This is a genomic window from Delftia sp. BGA-UO-ETr-SB1, assembly GCF_059567865.1.
The window spans coordinates 1,567,781-1,583,228 of the sequence record NZ_JCAQOW010000005.1; the positions used below are offsets into that span (position 1 = coordinate 1,567,781).

The 15,448-nt window shown below is 68.6% G+C and carries 14 protein-coding genes; 7 read left to right on the forward strand and 7 right to left on the reverse strand.

What is annotated here, in order from left to right; translation table 11 throughout:
- The first annotated feature begins 91 nt into the window (after nt 1-91).
- The 3 genes from AC57B5_RS17275 (at nt 92) to AC57B5_RS17285 (ending at nt 3,343) form a co-directional block, all read left to right on the forward strand.
- Nucleotides 92-985 (forward strand): LysR substrate-binding domain-containing protein, encoded by an 894-nt coding sequence (locus AC57B5_RS17275; RefSeq protein ID WP_496399990.1) that lies wholly within the window; start codon nt 92-94, stop codon nt 983-985.
- Nucleotides 986-1,118: 133 nt separating this feature from the next.
- The gene (locus AC57B5_RS17280; protein WP_043825431.1) at nt 1,119-2,372 is read left to right on the forward strand and encodes a M20 aminoacylase family protein; all 1,254 of its coding nucleotides are present in this window, start codon (nt 1,119-1,121) and stop codon (nt 2,370-2,372) included.
- Complete coding sequence (locus tag AC57B5_RS17285; RefSeq protein WP_043825429.1) at nt 2,369-3,343, forward strand: tripartite tricarboxylate transporter substrate binding protein; 975 nt, start codon at nt 2,369-2,371, stop codon at nt 3,341-3,343. The genes AC57B5_RS17280 and AC57B5_RS17285 overlap by 4 nt, the downstream gene beginning before the upstream one ends.
- A 28-nt stretch (nt 3,344-3,371) precedes the next feature.
- Here the strand turns inward: AC57B5_RS17285 and AC57B5_RS17290 are convergent, their stop codons facing one another.
- The 3 genes from AC57B5_RS17290 to tkt all read right to left on the reverse strand — a co-directional run bounded on the left by AC57B5_RS17290 (nt 3,372) and on the right by tkt (nt 7,039).
- Nucleotides 3,372-3,731 (reverse strand): tRNA-binding protein, encoded by a 360-nt coding sequence (locus AC57B5_RS17290; protein ID WP_496399991.1) that lies wholly within the window; start codon nt 3,729-3,731, stop codon nt 3,372-3,374.
- A 151-nt stretch (nt 3,732-3,882) separates the two neighbouring features.
- Complete coding sequence (gap, locus tag AC57B5_RS17295; protein ID WP_012202871.1) at nt 3,883-4,884, reverse strand: type I glyceraldehyde-3-phosphate dehydrogenase; 1,002 nt, start codon at nt 4,882-4,884, stop codon at nt 3,883-3,885.
- Between the two features lie 109 nt (nt 4,885-4,993).
- Nucleotides 4,994-7,039 carry a transketolase gene (gene tkt, locus AC57B5_RS17300; RefSeq protein WP_496399992.1) on the reverse strand — a complete coding sequence of 682 codons (2,046 nt, stop codon included), beginning with the start codon at nt 7,037-7,039 and terminating at the stop codon, nt 4,994-4,996.
- A 117-nt stretch (nt 7,040-7,156) separates the two neighbouring features.
- On the opposite strand from tkt, the gene AC57B5_RS17305 reads away from it, so the two are divergent.
- Both AC57B5_RS17305 and AC57B5_RS17310 read left to right on the forward strand, forming a co-directional pair.
- Complete coding sequence (locus tag AC57B5_RS17305) at nt 7,157-7,942, forward strand: nucleotidyltransferase family protein (RefSeq protein ID WP_454725546.1); 786 nt, start codon at nt 7,157-7,159, stop codon at nt 7,940-7,942.
- 132 nt (nt 7,943-8,074) lie between these two features.
- Nucleotides 8,075-8,911 carry a TSUP family transporter gene (locus AC57B5_RS17310; protein ID WP_496399993.1) on the forward strand — a complete coding sequence of 279 codons (837 nt, stop codon included), beginning with the start codon at nt 8,075-8,077 and terminating at the stop codon, nt 8,909-8,911.
- Nucleotides 8,912-8,967: 56 nt separating this feature from the next.
- On the opposite strand, the gene fba is transcribed toward AC57B5_RS17310, so the two are convergent.
- The 3 genes from fba to AC57B5_RS17325 form a co-directional block, all read right to left on the reverse strand.
- Nucleotides 8,968-10,032, reverse strand: coding sequence for a class II fructose-bisphosphate aldolase (fba, locus tag AC57B5_RS17315; RefSeq protein WP_013804528.1), 1,065 nt, complete (start codon nt 10,030-10,032; stop codon nt 8,968-8,970).
- A gap of 129 nt (nt 10,033-10,161) precedes the next feature.
- The gene (locus tag AC57B5_RS17320; RefSeq protein ID WP_097204082.1) at nt 10,162-11,547 is read right to left on the reverse strand and encodes an ATP-binding protein; all 1,386 of its coding nucleotides are present in this window, start codon (nt 11,545-11,547) and stop codon (nt 10,162-10,164) included.
- Nucleotides 11,544-12,242, reverse strand: a complete 699-nt coding sequence (locus AC57B5_RS17325) for a response regulator transcription factor (RefSeq protein ID WP_013804530.1) — start codon at nt 12,240-12,242, stop codon at nt 11,544-11,546. The genes AC57B5_RS17320 and AC57B5_RS17325 overlap by 4 nt, the downstream gene beginning before the upstream one ends.
- Nucleotides 12,243-12,335: 93 nt before the next feature.
- Here AC57B5_RS17325 and AC57B5_RS17330 point away from each other — a divergent pair, with 93 nt between their 5' ends.
- Nucleotides 12,336-13,112: a phosphatase PAP2 family protein gene (locus AC57B5_RS17330; protein WP_063327482.1), complete on the forward strand. Its 777-nt coding sequence runs from the start codon at nt 12,336-12,338 to the stop codon at nt 13,110-13,112.
- Between the two features lie 12 nt (nt 13,113-13,124).
- Nucleotides 13,125-13,694, forward strand: coding sequence for a phosphatase PAP2 family protein (locus tag AC57B5_RS17335; RefSeq protein WP_063327483.1), 570 nt, complete (start codon nt 13,125-13,127; stop codon nt 13,692-13,694).
- Nucleotides 13,695-13,769: 75 nt separating this feature from the next.
- Here AC57B5_RS17335 and pyk read toward each other — a convergent pair whose 3' ends face one another.
- Nucleotides 13,770-15,206, reverse strand: coding sequence for a pyruvate kinase (gene pyk, locus AC57B5_RS17340; protein ID WP_012202862.1), 1,437 nt, complete (start codon nt 15,204-15,206; stop codon nt 13,770-13,772).
- Between the last annotated feature and the right edge of the window lie 242 nt (nt 15,207-15,448).

Here is a 15,448-nt window from a genome sequence, read left to right on the forward strand (position 1 = left end):
GCAGTCTGGCGGGTTAACGCTTGCAGATAAAGCCTGGTATCGGCAGAAAATATTTGACGCTGCAGCAACAATTGCGCCAAGCTGGCGCCCCATGAAAACCACCCTGGACGAGTTGCAGGCCTTTCGCGCCGTGATCGACTGCGGCAGCATCACGGCGGCGGCCGAGCAGTTGGGACAGACCACCTCGGGCATCAGCCGCAGCCTGTCGCGCCTGGAGAAAAAGCTGGCCACCACCCTGGTGCGGCGCACCACGCGCAGCCTGGAACTGACCGAGGAAGGCGAGCGCTTCCTGGCCCGCGCGCGCGAGGTGCTGCAGGCCCTGGACGCGGCCGAGGAGGAGCTGGCCGCGCGGCGCCAGGCTCCGGCCGGGCTGCTGCGCGTCAACGCGGCCTCGCCCTTCATGCTGCATGCCATCGTGCCGCTGGTCGGCGAGTTCCGCGCGCTCTATCCGCTGATCACGCTGGAGCTGAACACCGATGACCTGCACATCGACCTGCTGGCCCAGCGCACCGACATCGCCATCCGCATCGGCGAGCTGCGCGACTCCACGCTGCATGCGCGGCTGCTGTGCCACAGCGTGCTGCGCGTGCTGGCCAGCCCCGCCTACCTGCAGGCCCATGGTTCCGTGGCGAGCGTGGCCGCGCTGGCGCGCCACCAGCGCATTGGCAACAGCCAGGTGCCCGGCCTGAACCACTGGCCGCTGCGCACGCCCGAGGGCGGCGACCGCTGGGATGCCGCGCCCCAGCTCACGGCATCCAGCGGCGAGACCATGCGCCAGCTGGCCCTGGCCGGCCAGGGTGTGGTCTGCCTGGCCGATTTCATGACCGTGCGCGATCGCGCCCAGGGCGAGCTGGTGCAGGTGCTGGCGCGCGAGACCGTGCAGCAGCGCCAGCCCATCCACGCCGTCTACTACCGCAACACGGCGCTGGCCGCGCGCATCACGGCCTTCCTGGACTTTCTCGCGCAGCGCATGGCGCAGTCCTGAGGGCCCTGTGACGTCCGCCTGAACGGCTTGATCGGCCCGTTCGGCTTGTGCATGCAGGGCGCATGCATATGCGTTTTGCTTCGTTGCCACAGGGCTGGCGGTTTTACAGAATCCGGGATTCGCCGCAGCAGGCATGGGCCGGCTGCGGCCGGAGACCGCCTTGCCCCACCTGATCGAAAGCTTTGCCGACATGGCGCCCTTCGTGGCCCTGCGGCGCGACCTGCATGCCCACCCCGAGCTGGGTTTCGAGGAACACCGCACCTCGGCCATCGTGGCCGAACGCCTGGCCTCCTGGGGCGTGGAGGTGCACACCGGCCTGGCCGGCACGGGCGTGGTGGGCGTGGTGCACGGCAGGCATACGGACGCACGCCACGGCACGCGCACCATCGGCCTGCGCGCCGACCTGGATGCGCTGCCGCTGCAGGAAGAAAACCGGTTTGCCCACCGCTCGCAGCACGCAGGCCGCATGCATGCCTGCGGCCATGACGGCCACACCACCATGCTGCTGGCCGCGGCCTGGCATCTGGCGCGCACGCGCGACTTCGCGGGCACGGTGCACCTGATCTTTCAGCCCGCCGAAGAGATGGGCAAGGCCGGCGCACGCAGGATGATCGACGAAGGCCTGTTCGAGCGCTTTCCCTGCGATGCGGTTTTCGCCCTGCACAACTTCGCGCTGGACCGCGTGGGCAGCTTCGCGCTCAACCCGGGCGCGCTCATGGCCTCCAGCAACACCTTCCGCATCGTGCTGCATGGGCAGGGCACGCATGCCTCGCTGCCGCACACGGGCATCGACCCGGTGGCCGCCACCATTGACCTGGCCCAGCAGTTGCAGGCCCTGGTCGCGCGCCATGTGGATTCGCGCGAACGCGCGCTGCTGGCGGTCACGCAGATCCAGGGCTCGGACGCGCCCAACGTGATTCCCGACAGCGCCTGGGTGGGCGGCACGGTGCGCACCTTCTCCGTGGCGGCGCTGGACATCCTCGAAGCCGCCCTGCGCCGCCAGGCCGAGCACACGGCCCTGGCCCATGGCTGCAGGGCCGAGATCCATTTCCGGCGCGCCTCGCCGCCCCTGGTCAACCACGCGGCCGAGGCCGCCTTCGCCGCCGCCGTGATGCGCGAGATCGCGGGCGACGACGCCGTGGACACGCAGTTCCCCGGCGTGCTGGCGGCCGAGGACTTCGCCCACATGCTGCAGGCGCGGCCCGGCTGCTACGCCTTCATCGGCAACGGCCAGGGCGACCACCGACTGCCCGGCCATGGCGACGGCCCCTGCCTGATCCACAACCGCTCCTACGACTTCAACGACGACATCCTTGCCATCGGCGCCAGCTACTTCGTGCGGCTGGTGGAGCGGTGGCTTGCCGTCACCCAGGAAACTTCCCCATGAAAACCTCTCACCCTTCTCCCGTCACCCGCCGCGTTCTGCTGGCAGCAGCCCTGGCCCTGGGACTGGCACCGGCCGTGCATGCCGAACGCGTGATCCGCATCGTCGTGCCCTTCGGCGCAGGCGCCACGCAGGACACGGTGGCACGCACCTTCAGCAATGAACTGGGCCAGGCCCTGGGCGCCACCGTGGTGGTGGAAAACCGGGCGGGCGCGGGTGGCAGCGTGGGCACGGCCCAGGTGGCCAAGTCCGCGCCGGACGGCAACACCCTGGTGCTGGCTGCCGCCAGCCACAACCTGGCCGGCCATCTGTACGCGAAGCTGCCCTATGACCCGCTCAAGGACTTCGTTGGCGTGTCCTTCCTGGGCCGCACGGGCTATGTGGTGGGCGTGCCGGCCGCCTCGGGCGTGCAGACCCTGGGCGAGCTGCTGCAGCGCGCCAGGGCCCAGCCGGGCCAGCTCAACTATGCGTCGGCCGGCAATGGCAGCGCCTCGCACCTGGCCTCGGCCTCGCTGGCCGCGCAGGCGGGCATCAAGCTGCAGCACATTCCCATGAAATCCACGGGCGACGCCACCACCGAACTGCTGGCCGGCCGCGTGCAACTGGTCACGGGCGCCACCATCGGCATGCTGGCCTTCCAGAAGGACCCGCGTGTGAAGCTGCTGGCCTACTCGGGCCAGCAACGGTCGCGCTTCCTGCCCGATCTGCCCACGGTGGCCGAGTCCGGCGTGCCCGGCTATGCCTTCGACTCCTGGCTGGGCCTGCTGGCACCGGCCGGCACGCCACCCGCCGAAGTGGAGCGCATCAACGCCGCCGTACGCAAGGTGCTGGCCGAGCCCGTGGTCCAGGAGCGCCTGGCCCGCGTGGGCGTGGAAGCCGCCACCCTGCCGGCCGCCGAATTCCAGCGCCTGCTCAAGGACGACTGGGAAGCGTCCGGGCGCATCGTCAAGGCCGCCGACGTGCGCATCGAATAGTCACCCAGGCCAATAGTCACCCAGGCCGTCACAGCAGCTTGGTGCCCAGCGGCACCTCGCGGTCGGGCACGCACAGCGCGACCTCGCCGTTCTCGTTGTGGAATCCCGTGACCAGGCATTCCGAGCGCATGGGACCGATCTGCTTGCTGGGAAAGTTCAGCACGCCCACCACCTGGCGGCCTATCAGTTCCTCGGGCCGGTACAGCGCCGTGATCTGGGCGCTGGACTTGCGCAGGCCCAGCTCCGGGCCGAAGTCGACCTGCAGCACATAGGCGGGGCGGCGCGCCTCCTTGAACACCTGGGCGTCCACGATGCGGCCCACGCGCAGCTCCACCTTGAGGAAGTCGTCAAAGCCAATCGTTTCGTGCAATGCGGATGAAGTAGTCATGCGGCCATGATGCAGCGCCGCCGGGGCCGGCTTTGTCGAGCAACGCTTGCAGTGCCAGGGCAGACTGTCCGCCATGAAAAAGGCCGGCATCGCGTCCGATGCCGGCCTGGTGCGAGGCCCTCGACAGGCCCCGCAGCGGTTCACGCCAGGATTACTTGGCGGCGACCACGCGCACCATTTCCAGGCACTTGTTCGAGTAGCCCCACTCGTTGTCGTACCAGGACACGACCTTCACGAAGGTCTTGTCCAGGGCGATGCCGGCTTCGGCATCGAACACCGAGGTGCAGGACTCGCCGCGGAAGTCCGTGGCCACGACCTTGTCTTCGGTATAGCCCAGCACGCCCTTGAGCGCGCCTTGCGACTGGGCCTTCATTTCGGCGCAGATCTCTTCGTAGCTGGCTTCGCTGTTCAGCTCCACCGTCAGGTCCACCACCGACACGTCGGAGGTGGGCACGCGGAAGGACATGCCGGTCAGCTTCTTGTTGAGCTCGGGAATCACCACGCCCACGGCCTTGGCTGCGCCCGTGCTGGAGGGAATGATGTTTTCCAGGATGCCGCGGCCGCCGCGCCAGTCCTTGTTGCTGGGGCCGTCCACGGTCTTTTGCGTGGCGGTGGCAGCGTGCACGGTGGTCATCAGGCCGCGCTTGATGCCCCACTTGTCGTTGAGCACCTTGGCCACGGGAGCCAGGCAGTTGGTGGTGCAGGAGGCGTTGGAGATCACGTCCTGGCCGGCGTAGGTCTTGCAGTTCACGCCGAAGACGAACATCGGGGTGCTGTCCTTGGAAGGCGCGGACATGATGACCTTCTTGGCGCCAGCAGCCAGGTGCTTGCGTGCGGTCTCGTCGGTCAGGAACAGGCCGGTGGCCTCGATCACGATGTCGGCGCCGACTTCGTTCCACTTCAGGTTGGCGGGGTCGCGCTCCTGCGTCAGGCGGATGGTCTTGCCGTTGACGATCAGGTTGGAGCCCTCCACCGAGACCTCGCCCTTGAAACGGCCGTGCACGCTGTCGTACTTGAGCATGTAGGCCAGGTAGTCGGGCTCGAGCAGGTCGTTGATGCCCACGACTTCGATGTCGCTGAAGTTCTGCACGGCAGCGCGGAACACCATGCGGCCGATGCGGCCGAAGCCGTTGATACCGATCTTGATCGTCATATTTGCCTCTTGGATTGACGGATTGCGAAAAACGGAAAAACTGAAACGGTGAGGGCCAGGCAGGGCCTGGCGGGCGGCAAAAAGGGGCCACAGGCCCCTTCTCGCAGCTTTACTTGCCGGCGCGCTGCAGCGCAGCCTGCACGGTGTCGGCCACGTTCTCGGCCGTGAAGCCGAAGTGCTTGAACAGCACGGGCGCTGGAGCCGATTCACCGTAGGTGTCGATGCCGACGACGGCGGCGCAGCCGTACTTCCACCAGAAGTCGGTCACGCCCATTTCCACGGCGATGCGCGGCAGGTTGGCCGGCAGCACCTGGCTCTTGTACCTGGCGTCCTGCTTGTCGAAGGTGGTGGTGCTGGGCATGGAGACCACGCGCACGGCGACCTTGCGCTCGGCCAGCAGCTTCTGGGCTGCCAGGGCCAGCTGCACTTCGGAGCCGGTGGCGATGATGACGGCCTGGGCCTTCTTGTTCAGGCCGACGGCCTTGGGCTCGGACAGCACGTAGGCGCCGCAGGCGATGTCGTCCAGCGCGTCTTCGGTCTTGGCTGCGTAGGCCAGGTTCTGGCGCGACAGCAGCAGGGCCGTGGGCTTGTTCTTCTGGCTCAGGGCCACGGTCCAGGCGACGGCGGTTTCCGTGGTGTCGGCAGGGCGCCAGACATCCAGGCCCGGGATCAGGCGCAGCGAGGCGGCGTGCTCGATGGACTGGTGGGTGGGGCCGTCTTCGCCCAGGCCGATGGAGTCGTGCGTGAAGACGTGGACCACGCGCTGCTTCATCAGCGCGGCCATGCGGATGGCGTTGCGGCTGTAGTCGCTGAAGGTCAGGAAGGTGCCTGCGTAGGGGATGTAGCCGCCATGCAGGGCGATGCCGTTCATGATGGCGGCCATGCCGAACTCGCGCACACCGTAGTTGATGTGGCGGCCGATCTTGCCGTCTTCGGTCAGGACCACGGCACCCTTGTCGTCCACGCGCAGCGAAGGCGTGCTCTTGGTGTTGGTCAGGTTGGAGCCGGTCAGGTCGGCCGAGCCGCCCAGCAGTTCAGGCAGGGCTGCGGTCAGGCCTTCCAGGGCCAGCTGGCTGGCCTTGCGGCTGGCCACGGTGGCGCCTGCGTCATGCGCGTCGGAGGCGATCTGCGCGGCGATCTCGCCGAAGTTGGCAGGCAGGTCGCCGGCCATGCGGCGCGTGAAGTCGGCTGCCAGTTCGGGGAAGGCCTTGGCGTAGGCGGCGAACTTCTTGTTCCAGGCCGCTTCGGCCTTGGCGCCGGCGGCCTTGGCATCCCAGTCGCCGTAGACGCTGGCGGGGATGTCGAAGGGGCCGTGCTCCCAGCCCAGGGCCGCGCGGGTCAGCGCGATTTCCTCGGCGCCCAGGGGCTCGCCGTGGGCCTTGGCCGTGTCCTGGCGGTTGGGCGAGCCCTTGCCGATGCTGGTCTTGCAGCAGATCAGCGTGGGCTTGGAGCTGTTCTTCTTGGCAGCGGCGATGGCGGCATCGAGGGCCTGGACGTTGTGGCCGTCCACGTCGCGGATCACGTTCCAGCCATAGGCTTCGAAGCGGGCGGGCGTGTTGTCGATGAACCAGGGGGCGACCTTGCCGTCGATGGAGATGCCGTTGTCGTCGTACAGCGCCACCAGCTTGCCCAGCTTCCAGGCGCCGGCCAGGGCCGCGGCCTCGTGGCTGATGCCTTCCATCAGGCAGCCGTCACCCAGGAACACGTAGGTGTGGTGGTCGACGATGGCGTGGCCGGGACGGTTGAATTCGGCAGCCAGCAGCTTTTCGGCCAGCGCGAAGCCCACGGCATTGGTGATGCCCTGGCCCAGCGGGCCGGTGGTGGTTTCCACGCCGGGGGTGATTCCCACTTCGGGGTGGCCGGCCGTCTTGCTGTGCAGCTGGCGGAAGTTCTTGAGCTCGTCGATCGGCAGCGCATAGCCCGTGAGGTGCAGCAGCGCGTAGATCAGCATGGAGCCGTGGCCGTTGGACAGGATGAAGCGGTCACGGTCAGCCCATTGCGGGTTGACGGGGTTGTGCTTGAGGTGACGGCTCCACAGTGCCACGGCCATGTCGGCCATGCCCATGGGGGCGCCGGGGTGGCCGGAGTTGGCTTGTTGAACGGCATCCATTGCGAGTGCGCGGATCGCATTCGCCATTTGTTGAGTGTTGGCCATCAGGGCGCTCCGTGAAGGAGGGGGTAATCAGAATAAGCCGGCCATTTTAAAGGACTGGGGTTTTCGGCTCCCGGGCGCGGGGCAATGGCCGCTGGCAATGGTCTACAGTTGCCCTCCATGACCGCCCAGCCCATCCCGCCGTTCCCCGCCGCCAAGGCGCTTTCCCTCACCGAACAGCCGCCTGCCATGCTGCTGGCCGCAGGCCGTGGCGAGCGCATGCGGCCGCTGACCGACACCACACCCAAGCCCCTGCTGCAGGTGCAGGGCCAGCCGCTGCTGCAGCACCACATGCAGGCGCTGGCCCGGGCGGGCGTGCGCCGCGCGGTGGTCAACACGGGCTGGCTGGGCGCGCAGATTCCGGCGCGATTCGGCCCCCAATTCGTGCCTGACAACGGGGGCGAGCCGCTGCAGTTGGCCTATTCCCCCGAGCCCGAGCAGGCGCTGGAGACCGCCGGCGGCATTGCGCGCGCGCTGCCGCTGCTGGGCGAGGTGTTCTGGCTGGCGGCCGGCGACGTCTACGCGCCGGACTTCGATTTTCCGTTCGAGGCGGCCCGCGAATTTGCCGCCAGCGGCCGCCTGGCCCATCTGTGGCTGGTGCCCAACCCCGAGCACCATCGGCGTGGCGACTTCGGTGTGGACGAACTGGGCCTGGCCTGCGACTGGCCCGAGGGCGATGCCCGCCCGCGCCAGACCTACGGCACCATTGCGCTGCTGCGCGCCGAGCTGTTTGCCGCGCCCTGGTGCGACATCCCGCCCGGCAACCCCGAGGGATGGCGCGTGCCGCTGGTACTGCTGCTGCGCCGCGCCATGGCGGCCGGCCAGGTGGGTGCCAGCCTGTACACGGGCCGCTGGACCGACGTGGGCACGCCCGAGCGGCTGGAACGCCTCAACGCGCCGGGCTGAGACACCGCGCGTCGGTGAGTGCGGCCTGGCGATCGGCGGCTTGGCGCCCTGCCCCCTGCACCTGCAGGCAGCGGCGCGCGCTTCGTGATAGCGTCGCCGGTTCGGCGCAGCGGCGCGCCAGAAAGCCTTTCGATGAGCGTGATCCAGTATGTGATGTTCCTGGCCCTGGTGGGCCTGGCGACGTTTTGCCAGAACCTGACGGGCTTTGCCTTCGGGCTGATCTTCGTGGGCGTGGCCGGTGCCACGCACCTGATGGGCATTGGCGATGCGGCCAACGTGGCCTGCCTGCTGTCCGTGGTCAACGGCGTGGCCTACCTGCGCGCCCACCGCCAGGTGCCGCAGTGGTCCCTGCTCAAGCCCATGCTGATCAGCAGCGTCATCGGCGTGATCGGCGGCGTGCTGCTGCTGCAGTGGCTCAGCGGCAATGCGCTGAGCGGGCTGCGCATGCTGCTGGGCCTGGCCATCGTGGCCTGCGCGCTGTTGCTGTTGCTGCAAAAGCAGGTCAACGCGCAGGTGTCGGGACCGGTGTCGCTGTGGGTGGCCGGTGTGGCATCGGGGGTGCTGGGCGGGCTGTTTGCCACGCCGGGCCCGCCCATGGTCTACCACCTGTACCGCCAGCCGCTGGACCGCCTGGTGGTGCGCCAGTGCCTGTTTGCCATGTTCCTCACCTGCGCGCTGCTGCGCCTGGTGATGGTGGCCTGGGAGGGAGAGATCACCGCCAGCGTGCTGCTGGCGGCGGCCCTGGCCTTTCCCGTGGTGACGGTGGTGACCTGGCTGCACATGCGCCATCCGCCCGCCCTGCCCAAGCGGCTGGTCGAATGGATGGTCTGCCTGCTGCTGGTGCTGTCGGGCACCAGCCTGCTGGTGTCGGGCTGGAACGCCAGCCACCCCCAGCCCGTGGTGCCCGATGACGAGATGGCCATGGCCGTACCCCAGCGGTCACCGGCTCCGGCTCCCGCGCCGCGCTGACAACAAAAAAGCCCGCCGGGCGGACCGGCGGGCTTTTTTGAAGGGGAAGGAACCGATCAGTTCACGACCTGCTGCAGCGAACCGGCAGCGTACTTGGCGGCCATCTGCTCCAGCGTGTAGCCCTTGATCTTGGCGCCCTGGCCTTCGCAGCCGAACTCGATGTAGCGGGCCTTGCAGATCTGCTTGGCGGCTTCGCGGGCAGGCTTGAGCCATTCGCGGGCATCGAACTTCTCGGGGTTCTCGGCCAGGAACTTGCGCACGGCGCCGGTCATCGCCAGGCGGATGTCGGTGTCGATGTTGATCTTGCGCACGCCGTGCTTGATGGCTTCCTGGATTTCCTCGACGGGCACGCCGTAGGTTTCCTTCATGGCGCCGCCGTACTGGCGGATGATTTCCAGCAGTTCCTGGGGCACGGAGGAGGAGCCGTGCATGACCAGGTGGGTGTTGGGCAGGCGCGCGTGGATTTCCTTGACGCGCTGGATGGACAGGATGTCGCCCGTGGGCTTGCGCGTGAACTTGTAGGCGCCGTGGCTGGTGCCGATGGCAATGGCCAGCGCGTCCAGCTGCGTGGCCTTGACGAACTGGGCCGCTTCCTCGGGATCGGTCAGCAGGGCCGAGTGGTCGAGCACGCCTTCGGCGCCCACGCCGTCTTCCTCGCCGGCCATGCCGGTTTCCAGCGAGCCCAGGCAGCCGAGCTCACCTTCGACGGTGGCGCCCAGCTTGTGGGCCATTTCCACGACCTTGCGGGTCACGTCCACGTTGTATTCGAAGGAGGAAGGCGTCTTGCCGTCTTCCATCAGCGAGCCGTCCATCATCACCGAGCCGAAGCCCAGGTTCAGCGCGCCCTGGCAGATGGCGGGCGAGGTGCCGTGGTCCTGGTGCATGACCAGGGGGATGTGGGGATACTGCTCGGCAGCGGCCTGGATCAGGTGCTTGATGAAGGGCTCGCCGGCGTACTTGCGGGCGCCTGCGCTGGCCTGCAGGATGACGGGCGCGCCCACTTCGTCAGCGGCCGACATCACGGCTTGCACCTGCTCCAGGTTGTTGACGTTGAAGGCGGGAAGACCGTAGCCGTTTTCGGCAGCGTGGTCCAGCAGTTCGCGCATCGAAACGAGAGGCATGTGTAGGGTCCGTATCAAGTTGTTGAGAGGGGGATGCCCCTGCCGCATGGCAGCCGCCGCTGCGTCATGGGTGCGCTGCGGGGCCACGGCCGGGGGATCGCGGCAGTAACCGCTTGGTAACTGGCGATTTTAACCAGCTGCCGCCAACCCTGTCCCGGGCATTCCCATGCGGTAGCAGGTCGTGAAGCCTTCGGGCGGCGCGGCCTCGCCAAAGCTTCCCTGGTGGGCGCGCAGCACGCGCGCCACGATCTCGTGGCCCAGGTGCAGGCTGTCCACGGGCGCTGCCGCGCGCTCGGCGCCATCGCGGCGGCCGTCGCTACGGCGGCCGTCGTCGCAGACCTGCAGCCAGACCTCGCCATCCGGCCCCTGCCCGGCCTGGACTTCGATCTGCGTGCCGTGCGGCGTGTGCTTGAGGGCGTTTTCCACCAGATTGCGCAGCGCCAGCTCCAGCAGCACGGCATTGCCCATCACGCCCAGTGCCTCAGGCGCCTGCACGGACAGGCTGCAGTCGCGCTGCCATGCCGCCTGCGCATGGGCGGCCACCACCTGCCGGGCCAGCGCGGCCAGGTCCACGGGCACGGGCGGCTCGGCCAGCATGGCGCGGCCGGCGCGCGCCAGTGCCAGCAGCTGGCTGAGCACATGGCCGGCATGCAACGCGTCCTGGCCTATCTGCGCCAGCGCCTGGCGTTGGGCCGGGGCGTCCATGGCACCAGCCGGCGCATCGCCCAGGGCCCGCGCCTGCAAGGCGATGGAGGCCAGCGGCGTACGCAGTTCATGGGCCACTTCGTTGGCCAGGCTGCGCTCTCGCTCCAGCGCCTCCTGCTGGCGGTCCAGCAAGGTGTTGATGGAGTTCACCACGGGCATGAATTCCCGCAGCGCGTGGCGGTGCGAGACGCGCTCGGCCTGGGCCAGGTCCAGGCGCTCCACCTCGCGCGAGAGTTCGTTGAGCGGCCGCATGCCCCGGCGAATGGCCAGCCCCAGCGCCAGCGCCACCACGGGCAGCAGCCACAGGCCGGGCTCGACCATCTGGCCCGCAATGTCGTCGGCCAGTTCGTCGCGCTCCTGCAGCTCGATCATCACGCTGACCTTGCGCGCATGGTCGCGGCTCCACTGCGTGAAGCTGCGCCAGGCGCGGCGCTCCGGGCCCAGGCGCAGCGTGGCAAAGCCCTGCTCGGTGTCGAAGGAGGGCTCCGGCGCATCGCCCGTGCGCGAGATGAGCCGGCCCGAGCCATCCCACAGGGCCACGCTCAGCGACTGCTGGTAGTCGTGGGCCATGAGGCCGGGGGGCTCATGCACGGGCGTGGCTGCTCCCTGGCCTACGGCGCCTGCGACTTCCAGGTTGAGCACCAGCGCAGCGACGCCGGCCAGGTGGCCGTCGGTGAGCTCGTCTGCCTCGTGCACGCCGGTCTGGTAGCCCAGCGCCACGAAGCTGGCCCAGACCACGACCAGCGCGCCCAGCATCCAGGCCATCAGATGCCAGATCAGCGAGGGGCGGCGGTCCGGCGCGGTGCTCATGTGTTCTCCACGGGCAGGAAATAGCCCACGCCACGCATGGTGACGATGCTGGCATTGCCCAGCTTCTTGCGCAGGTGGTGGATGTGGACTTCGACGGCATTGCTTTCCACGGCCGTGCCCCAGCTGTAGAGGTGCTCTTCGATCTGCTGGCGCGAGAGCACGCGCCCGCGCGCCTGCAGCAGCACCCAGAGCACCGAGAACTCGCGCGGCGACATCTCCACCAGCTTTCCGTCGCGGCGCACGGTGCGCGCGGCCGGGTCGACCTCCAGCTCGCCATGGCGGATCACGGGTGCCGCCTGGCCGCCTGCGCGGCGCAGCATGGCGCGCAGCCGCGCCTCCAGCTCGTCGATGTCGAAGGGCTTGACCAGGTAGTCGTCGGCACCCAGGTCCAGCCCGGCGATGCGCTCGCGCACCTGGTCGCGCGCGGTCAGGATGAGCACGGGCGTGTTGGGGTCCGGCAGGGCCTGGCTGTCGCCACCCGGGCGGCGCGGGCCCCGCAGGCGGCGCAGGATTTCGCTGCCGTCGCCATCGGGCAGGCCCAGGTCCAGCAGCACGGCATCGAAGCGCTCCATCTCCAGCGCATGCCAGGCCTCGGCCACGGTGGTGCAGACATCGACCGCGTAGCGGCGCTGTTGCAGATTGGCCTGCAGGCCTGCGGCAATGCCCGCGTTGTCTTCGACGACCAGTATTCGCATGCGCGCATTGTGCAATGACCGCTGCCGGCTGCGGTGCCAGACGATGGCCGCACGCCGAGGCATGCGTTAAGACGGGTTTAAGCCGCGCTTCTCATGCTGCCGGCCATGCCGACACCTGAACCCCGAGATTTCTCCGCAGCCCCCGCGCAGGGCCCCTCCTTCAAAAGCACCCTGCTGTGGACCCTGGCGGCGCTGGCCGTGGTCCTGGCCTGGGATGCCAGCGCCCTGGACCTGGCCATGGCCCGCTGGTTTGGCGAAGCCGATGGCTTTGCGCTGCGTTCGGACTGGTTCTTCGTGAACATCGCCCACGAAGGCGCACGCCGCTTGGCCTGGCTGGTGGTGCTGGGCCTGACGCTGTGCGTCTGGCGGCCCGTGGGCCCGCTGCGCCTGCTGCCCCATGGGCGGCGCGTGCAGCTGGTGGCGGGCATCTTGCTGTCGCTGGCCCTGATATCGCTGCTCAAGTACACCAGCGCGACCAGCTGCCCCTGGGACCTGGCCGAGTTCGGCGGTGTGGCGCGCCATGTCTCGCACTGGTCGCTGGGCCTGGCCGATGGCGGGCCGGGCCGCTGCTTTCCCGCAGGCCATGCCTCGGCGGGCTTCGCCTTTTTGGCCGGCTATTTCGCGCTGCGCCGCCATGCACCGCGCGCAGCCTGGATCTGGCTGGCCGTCTCGCTGGCCGCAGGCCTGTCGATGGGCCTGGCCCAGCAGATGCGCGGCGCCCATTTCATGAGCCACACGCTGTGGACCGGCTGGCTGTGCTGGACGGCGGGCTGGCTCTTCGACCTGGCGGTCACGCGTGCGCTGCGCACCCGGGACGGCGCGCCCGACTCCCTGTGGCCCGCCGCCAGCCTTCCGCCTTCCGCACCCTGATCGAGCATTGCAATGCTGCCCCTGGACCCCGCCCTGTTCACGCTGCTGAACGCCAACGCGCAAACGCCCGCCATCTCGATCGAGGCGGCGCGCGCCATCTCGTCCTGGCTTCCCTCGCTGTGCGCCCTTCCTGTGATGGCCGGGCTGCTGCGCGGCTCGCCCGCCCTGCGCCGCACCCTGGTGCTGGCCCTGCTGTCCATGCTGGCCGCCTGGGCCGTGGCGCGGCTGATCCGCTGGGGCTTTCCGGCGCCGCGTCCTGCCCAGCTGGGCATGGGCGTGCAATGGGTGGATCACGCGCTGCGGTCCAGCTTCCCGAGCATGCACGCCACGGGCGCCTTTGCCCTGGCCCAGGCGCTAACCCTGGGCTGCACGCGCCACCGTCGCTGGGTCATGGTGTCAGCCTGGTCGCTGGCCCTGGGCATGGCCTGGAGCCGCGTGCACCTGGGCGTGCACTTCCCGTCCGATGTGGTCGGCGGTGCCATCGTGGGCATCTGCAGCGCCACCCTGGTCTGGCATGCCGCGCTGTGGCGCCGCCGTGCAGGCGGGCCGCTGCTGGCACGCCTGGGCTCAGGCACGCTCTGAAACAAAGAACCCGGGAAGACCTGTGGGCCTGTCCCGGGTGGGTTCAATTACTGACGCGCAGCGGATGCGTGCGCATCAGTTCACACGACATATCTTGAGCATGTTGGTGCCACCGGGCTGGCCCATGGGCTCGCCGCAGGTGATGGCATAGACATCGCCGCTTTGCACGATGTTGCGCGCGCGCAGATGGCCTTCGGCCTGGTCCAGCGCGGTGTCGCGGTCGGCGCTGGTGTCCATGAGCAGGGGGCGCACGTTGCGGTACATGGCCATCTTGCGCTGCGTGGAGATCTTGGGCGTGAGCGCGTAGATGGGGATGTGGATGCGGTGGCGGCTCATCCACAGCGCGGTGGAGCCGCTGTCCGTCATGGCGACGATGGCCTTGGCGCCCAGGTGGTGGGCCGTGAACAGCGCGCCGATGGCGATCGACTGGTCGATGCGCGAGAACTGGCGGCCGGTGAACTCGGCATCGCTGTCCGGGTCTTCGGCGGCTTCTGCGGCGGCGCAGATCTTGGCCATTTCCTGCACGGTCTCCAGCGGGTACTTGCCGGCGGCGGTCTCGGCGCTGAGCATGACGGCGTCCGTGCCGTCCAGCACGGCGTTGGCCACGTCGCTGACCTCGGCGCGCGTGGGCACGGGGTTGGTGATCATGCTCTCCATCATCTGCGTGGCGGTGATCACGAACTTGTCCATGTCGCGCGCCATGCGGATCATCTTCTTTTGCAGCGCGGGCACGGCCGCGTTGCCCACTTCCACGGCCAGGTCGCCACGGGCGACCATGATGCCGTCGGAGACATGCAGGATCTCTTCCAGGCGCGGAATGGCCTCGGCACGCTCGATCTTGGCGATCAGGCCGGGCTTGTGGCCGTACTGGGCAGCAGCCACGTTGCACAGCTGGCGCGCCATCTCCATGTCGGTGGCGTTCTTGGGAAAGCTCACGGCCACGTAGTCGGCCTGGAAGCTCATGGCGGTCTTGATGTCCTCCATGTCCTTGGCCGTCAGCGCCGGGGCCGTCAGGCCGCCGCCCTGCTTGTTGATGCCCTTGTTGTTGGACAGCTCGCCACCCAGCTTCACGGTGGTGTGCACCTCGTCTCCGCGCACATGGTCCACGGTGAGCACGATCAGGCCGTCGTTGAGCAGCAGCACATCGCCGGGCTTCACGTCGCGCGGCAGCTCCTTGTAGTCCAGGCCCACGCCGCCCAGGTCGCCAGGCGCTGTGCGCGATGCGTCGAGCACGAAGCGCGCGCCAGGCTCCAGCATGACCTTGCCTTCGGCGAACTTGCCGACGCGGATCTTGGGGCCCTGCAGGTCGGCCATGATGGCCACCTCGCGGCCTGCGCGCTGGGCCGCCTCGCGCACCATGGTGGCGCGGTCGATGTGGTCCTGCGCCTTGCCGTGGCTGAAATTCAGGCGCACCACGTTGACGCCTTCACGCACCATCTGTTCCAGCAGTTGCGGGTCGCTGGAAGCGGGGCCCAGGGTGGCGACGATCTTGGTGGCACGGCGGACTTGCATGGAATGTCTCTCGCTCAGGGTTTGTAATCGGGTTTCAATTCTCACACGAATGCGGTTACATGAAGGCAACATTCCGGCATGTGGCCAGGGGCTGAAAGCCAGGCCCCAGGCACCCCGCAGATCGCGCAGGCGCGGCACGCAGCGCATCGCAAAGCACCGTGGCGCCTGGCCTTTGCCGCTATGGGTTTTGATGCTGCAGCGCAGCATCACCGGCGCAGGCACGCCGCCATGCCTGCCGCCTG

Coding starts and splice junctions, on each gene's coding strand:
- AC57B5_RS17275 (WP_496399990.1), top strand. CDS start 92: ATGAAAACCACCCTGGACGAGTTGCAGGCCTTTCGCGCCGTGATCGAC.
- AC57B5_RS17280 (WP_043825431.1), top strand. CDS start 1,119: ATGGGCCGGCTGCGGCCGGAGACCGCCTTGCCCCACCTGATCGAAAGC.
- AC57B5_RS17285 (WP_043825429.1), top strand. CDS start 2,369: ATGAAAACCTCTCACCCTTCTCCCGTCACCCGCCGCGTTCTGCTGGCA.
- AC57B5_RS17290 (WP_496399991.1), bottom strand. CDS start 3,731: ATGACTACTTCATCCGCATTGCACGAAACGATTGGCTTTGACGACTTC.
- gap (WP_012202871.1), bottom strand. CDS start 4,884: ATGACGATCAAGATCGGTATCAACGGCTTCGGCCGCATCGGCCGCATG.
- tkt (WP_496399992.1), bottom strand. CDS start 7,039: ATGGCCAACACTCAACAAATGGCGAATGCGATCCGCGCACTCGCAATG.
- AC57B5_RS17305 (WP_454725546.1), top strand. CDS start 7,157: ATGACCGCCCAGCCCATCCCGCCGTTCCCCGCCGCCAAGGCGCTTTCC.
- AC57B5_RS17310 (WP_496399993.1), top strand. CDS start 8,075: ATGAGCGTGATCCAGTATGTGATGTTCCTGGCCCTGGTGGGCCTGGCG.
- fba (WP_013804528.1), bottom strand. CDS start 10,032: ATGCCTCTCGTTTCGATGCGCGAACTGCTGGACCACGCTGCCGAAAAC.
- AC57B5_RS17320 (WP_097204082.1), bottom strand. CDS start 11,547: ATGAGCACCGCGCCGGACCGCCGCCCCTCGCTGATCTGGCATCTGATG.
- AC57B5_RS17325 (WP_013804530.1), bottom strand. CDS start 12,242: ATGCGAATACTGGTCGTCGAAGACAACGCGGGCATTGCCGCAGGCCTG.
- AC57B5_RS17330 (WP_063327482.1), top strand. CDS start 12,336: ATGCTGCCGGCCATGCCGACACCTGAACCCCGAGATTTCTCCGCAGCC.
- AC57B5_RS17335 (WP_063327483.1), top strand. CDS start 13,125: ATGCTGCCCCTGGACCCCGCCCTGTTCACGCTGCTGAACGCCAACGCG.
- pyk (WP_012202862.1), bottom strand. CDS start 15,206: ATGCAAGTCCGCCGTGCCACCAAGATCGTCGCCACCCTGGGCCCCGCT.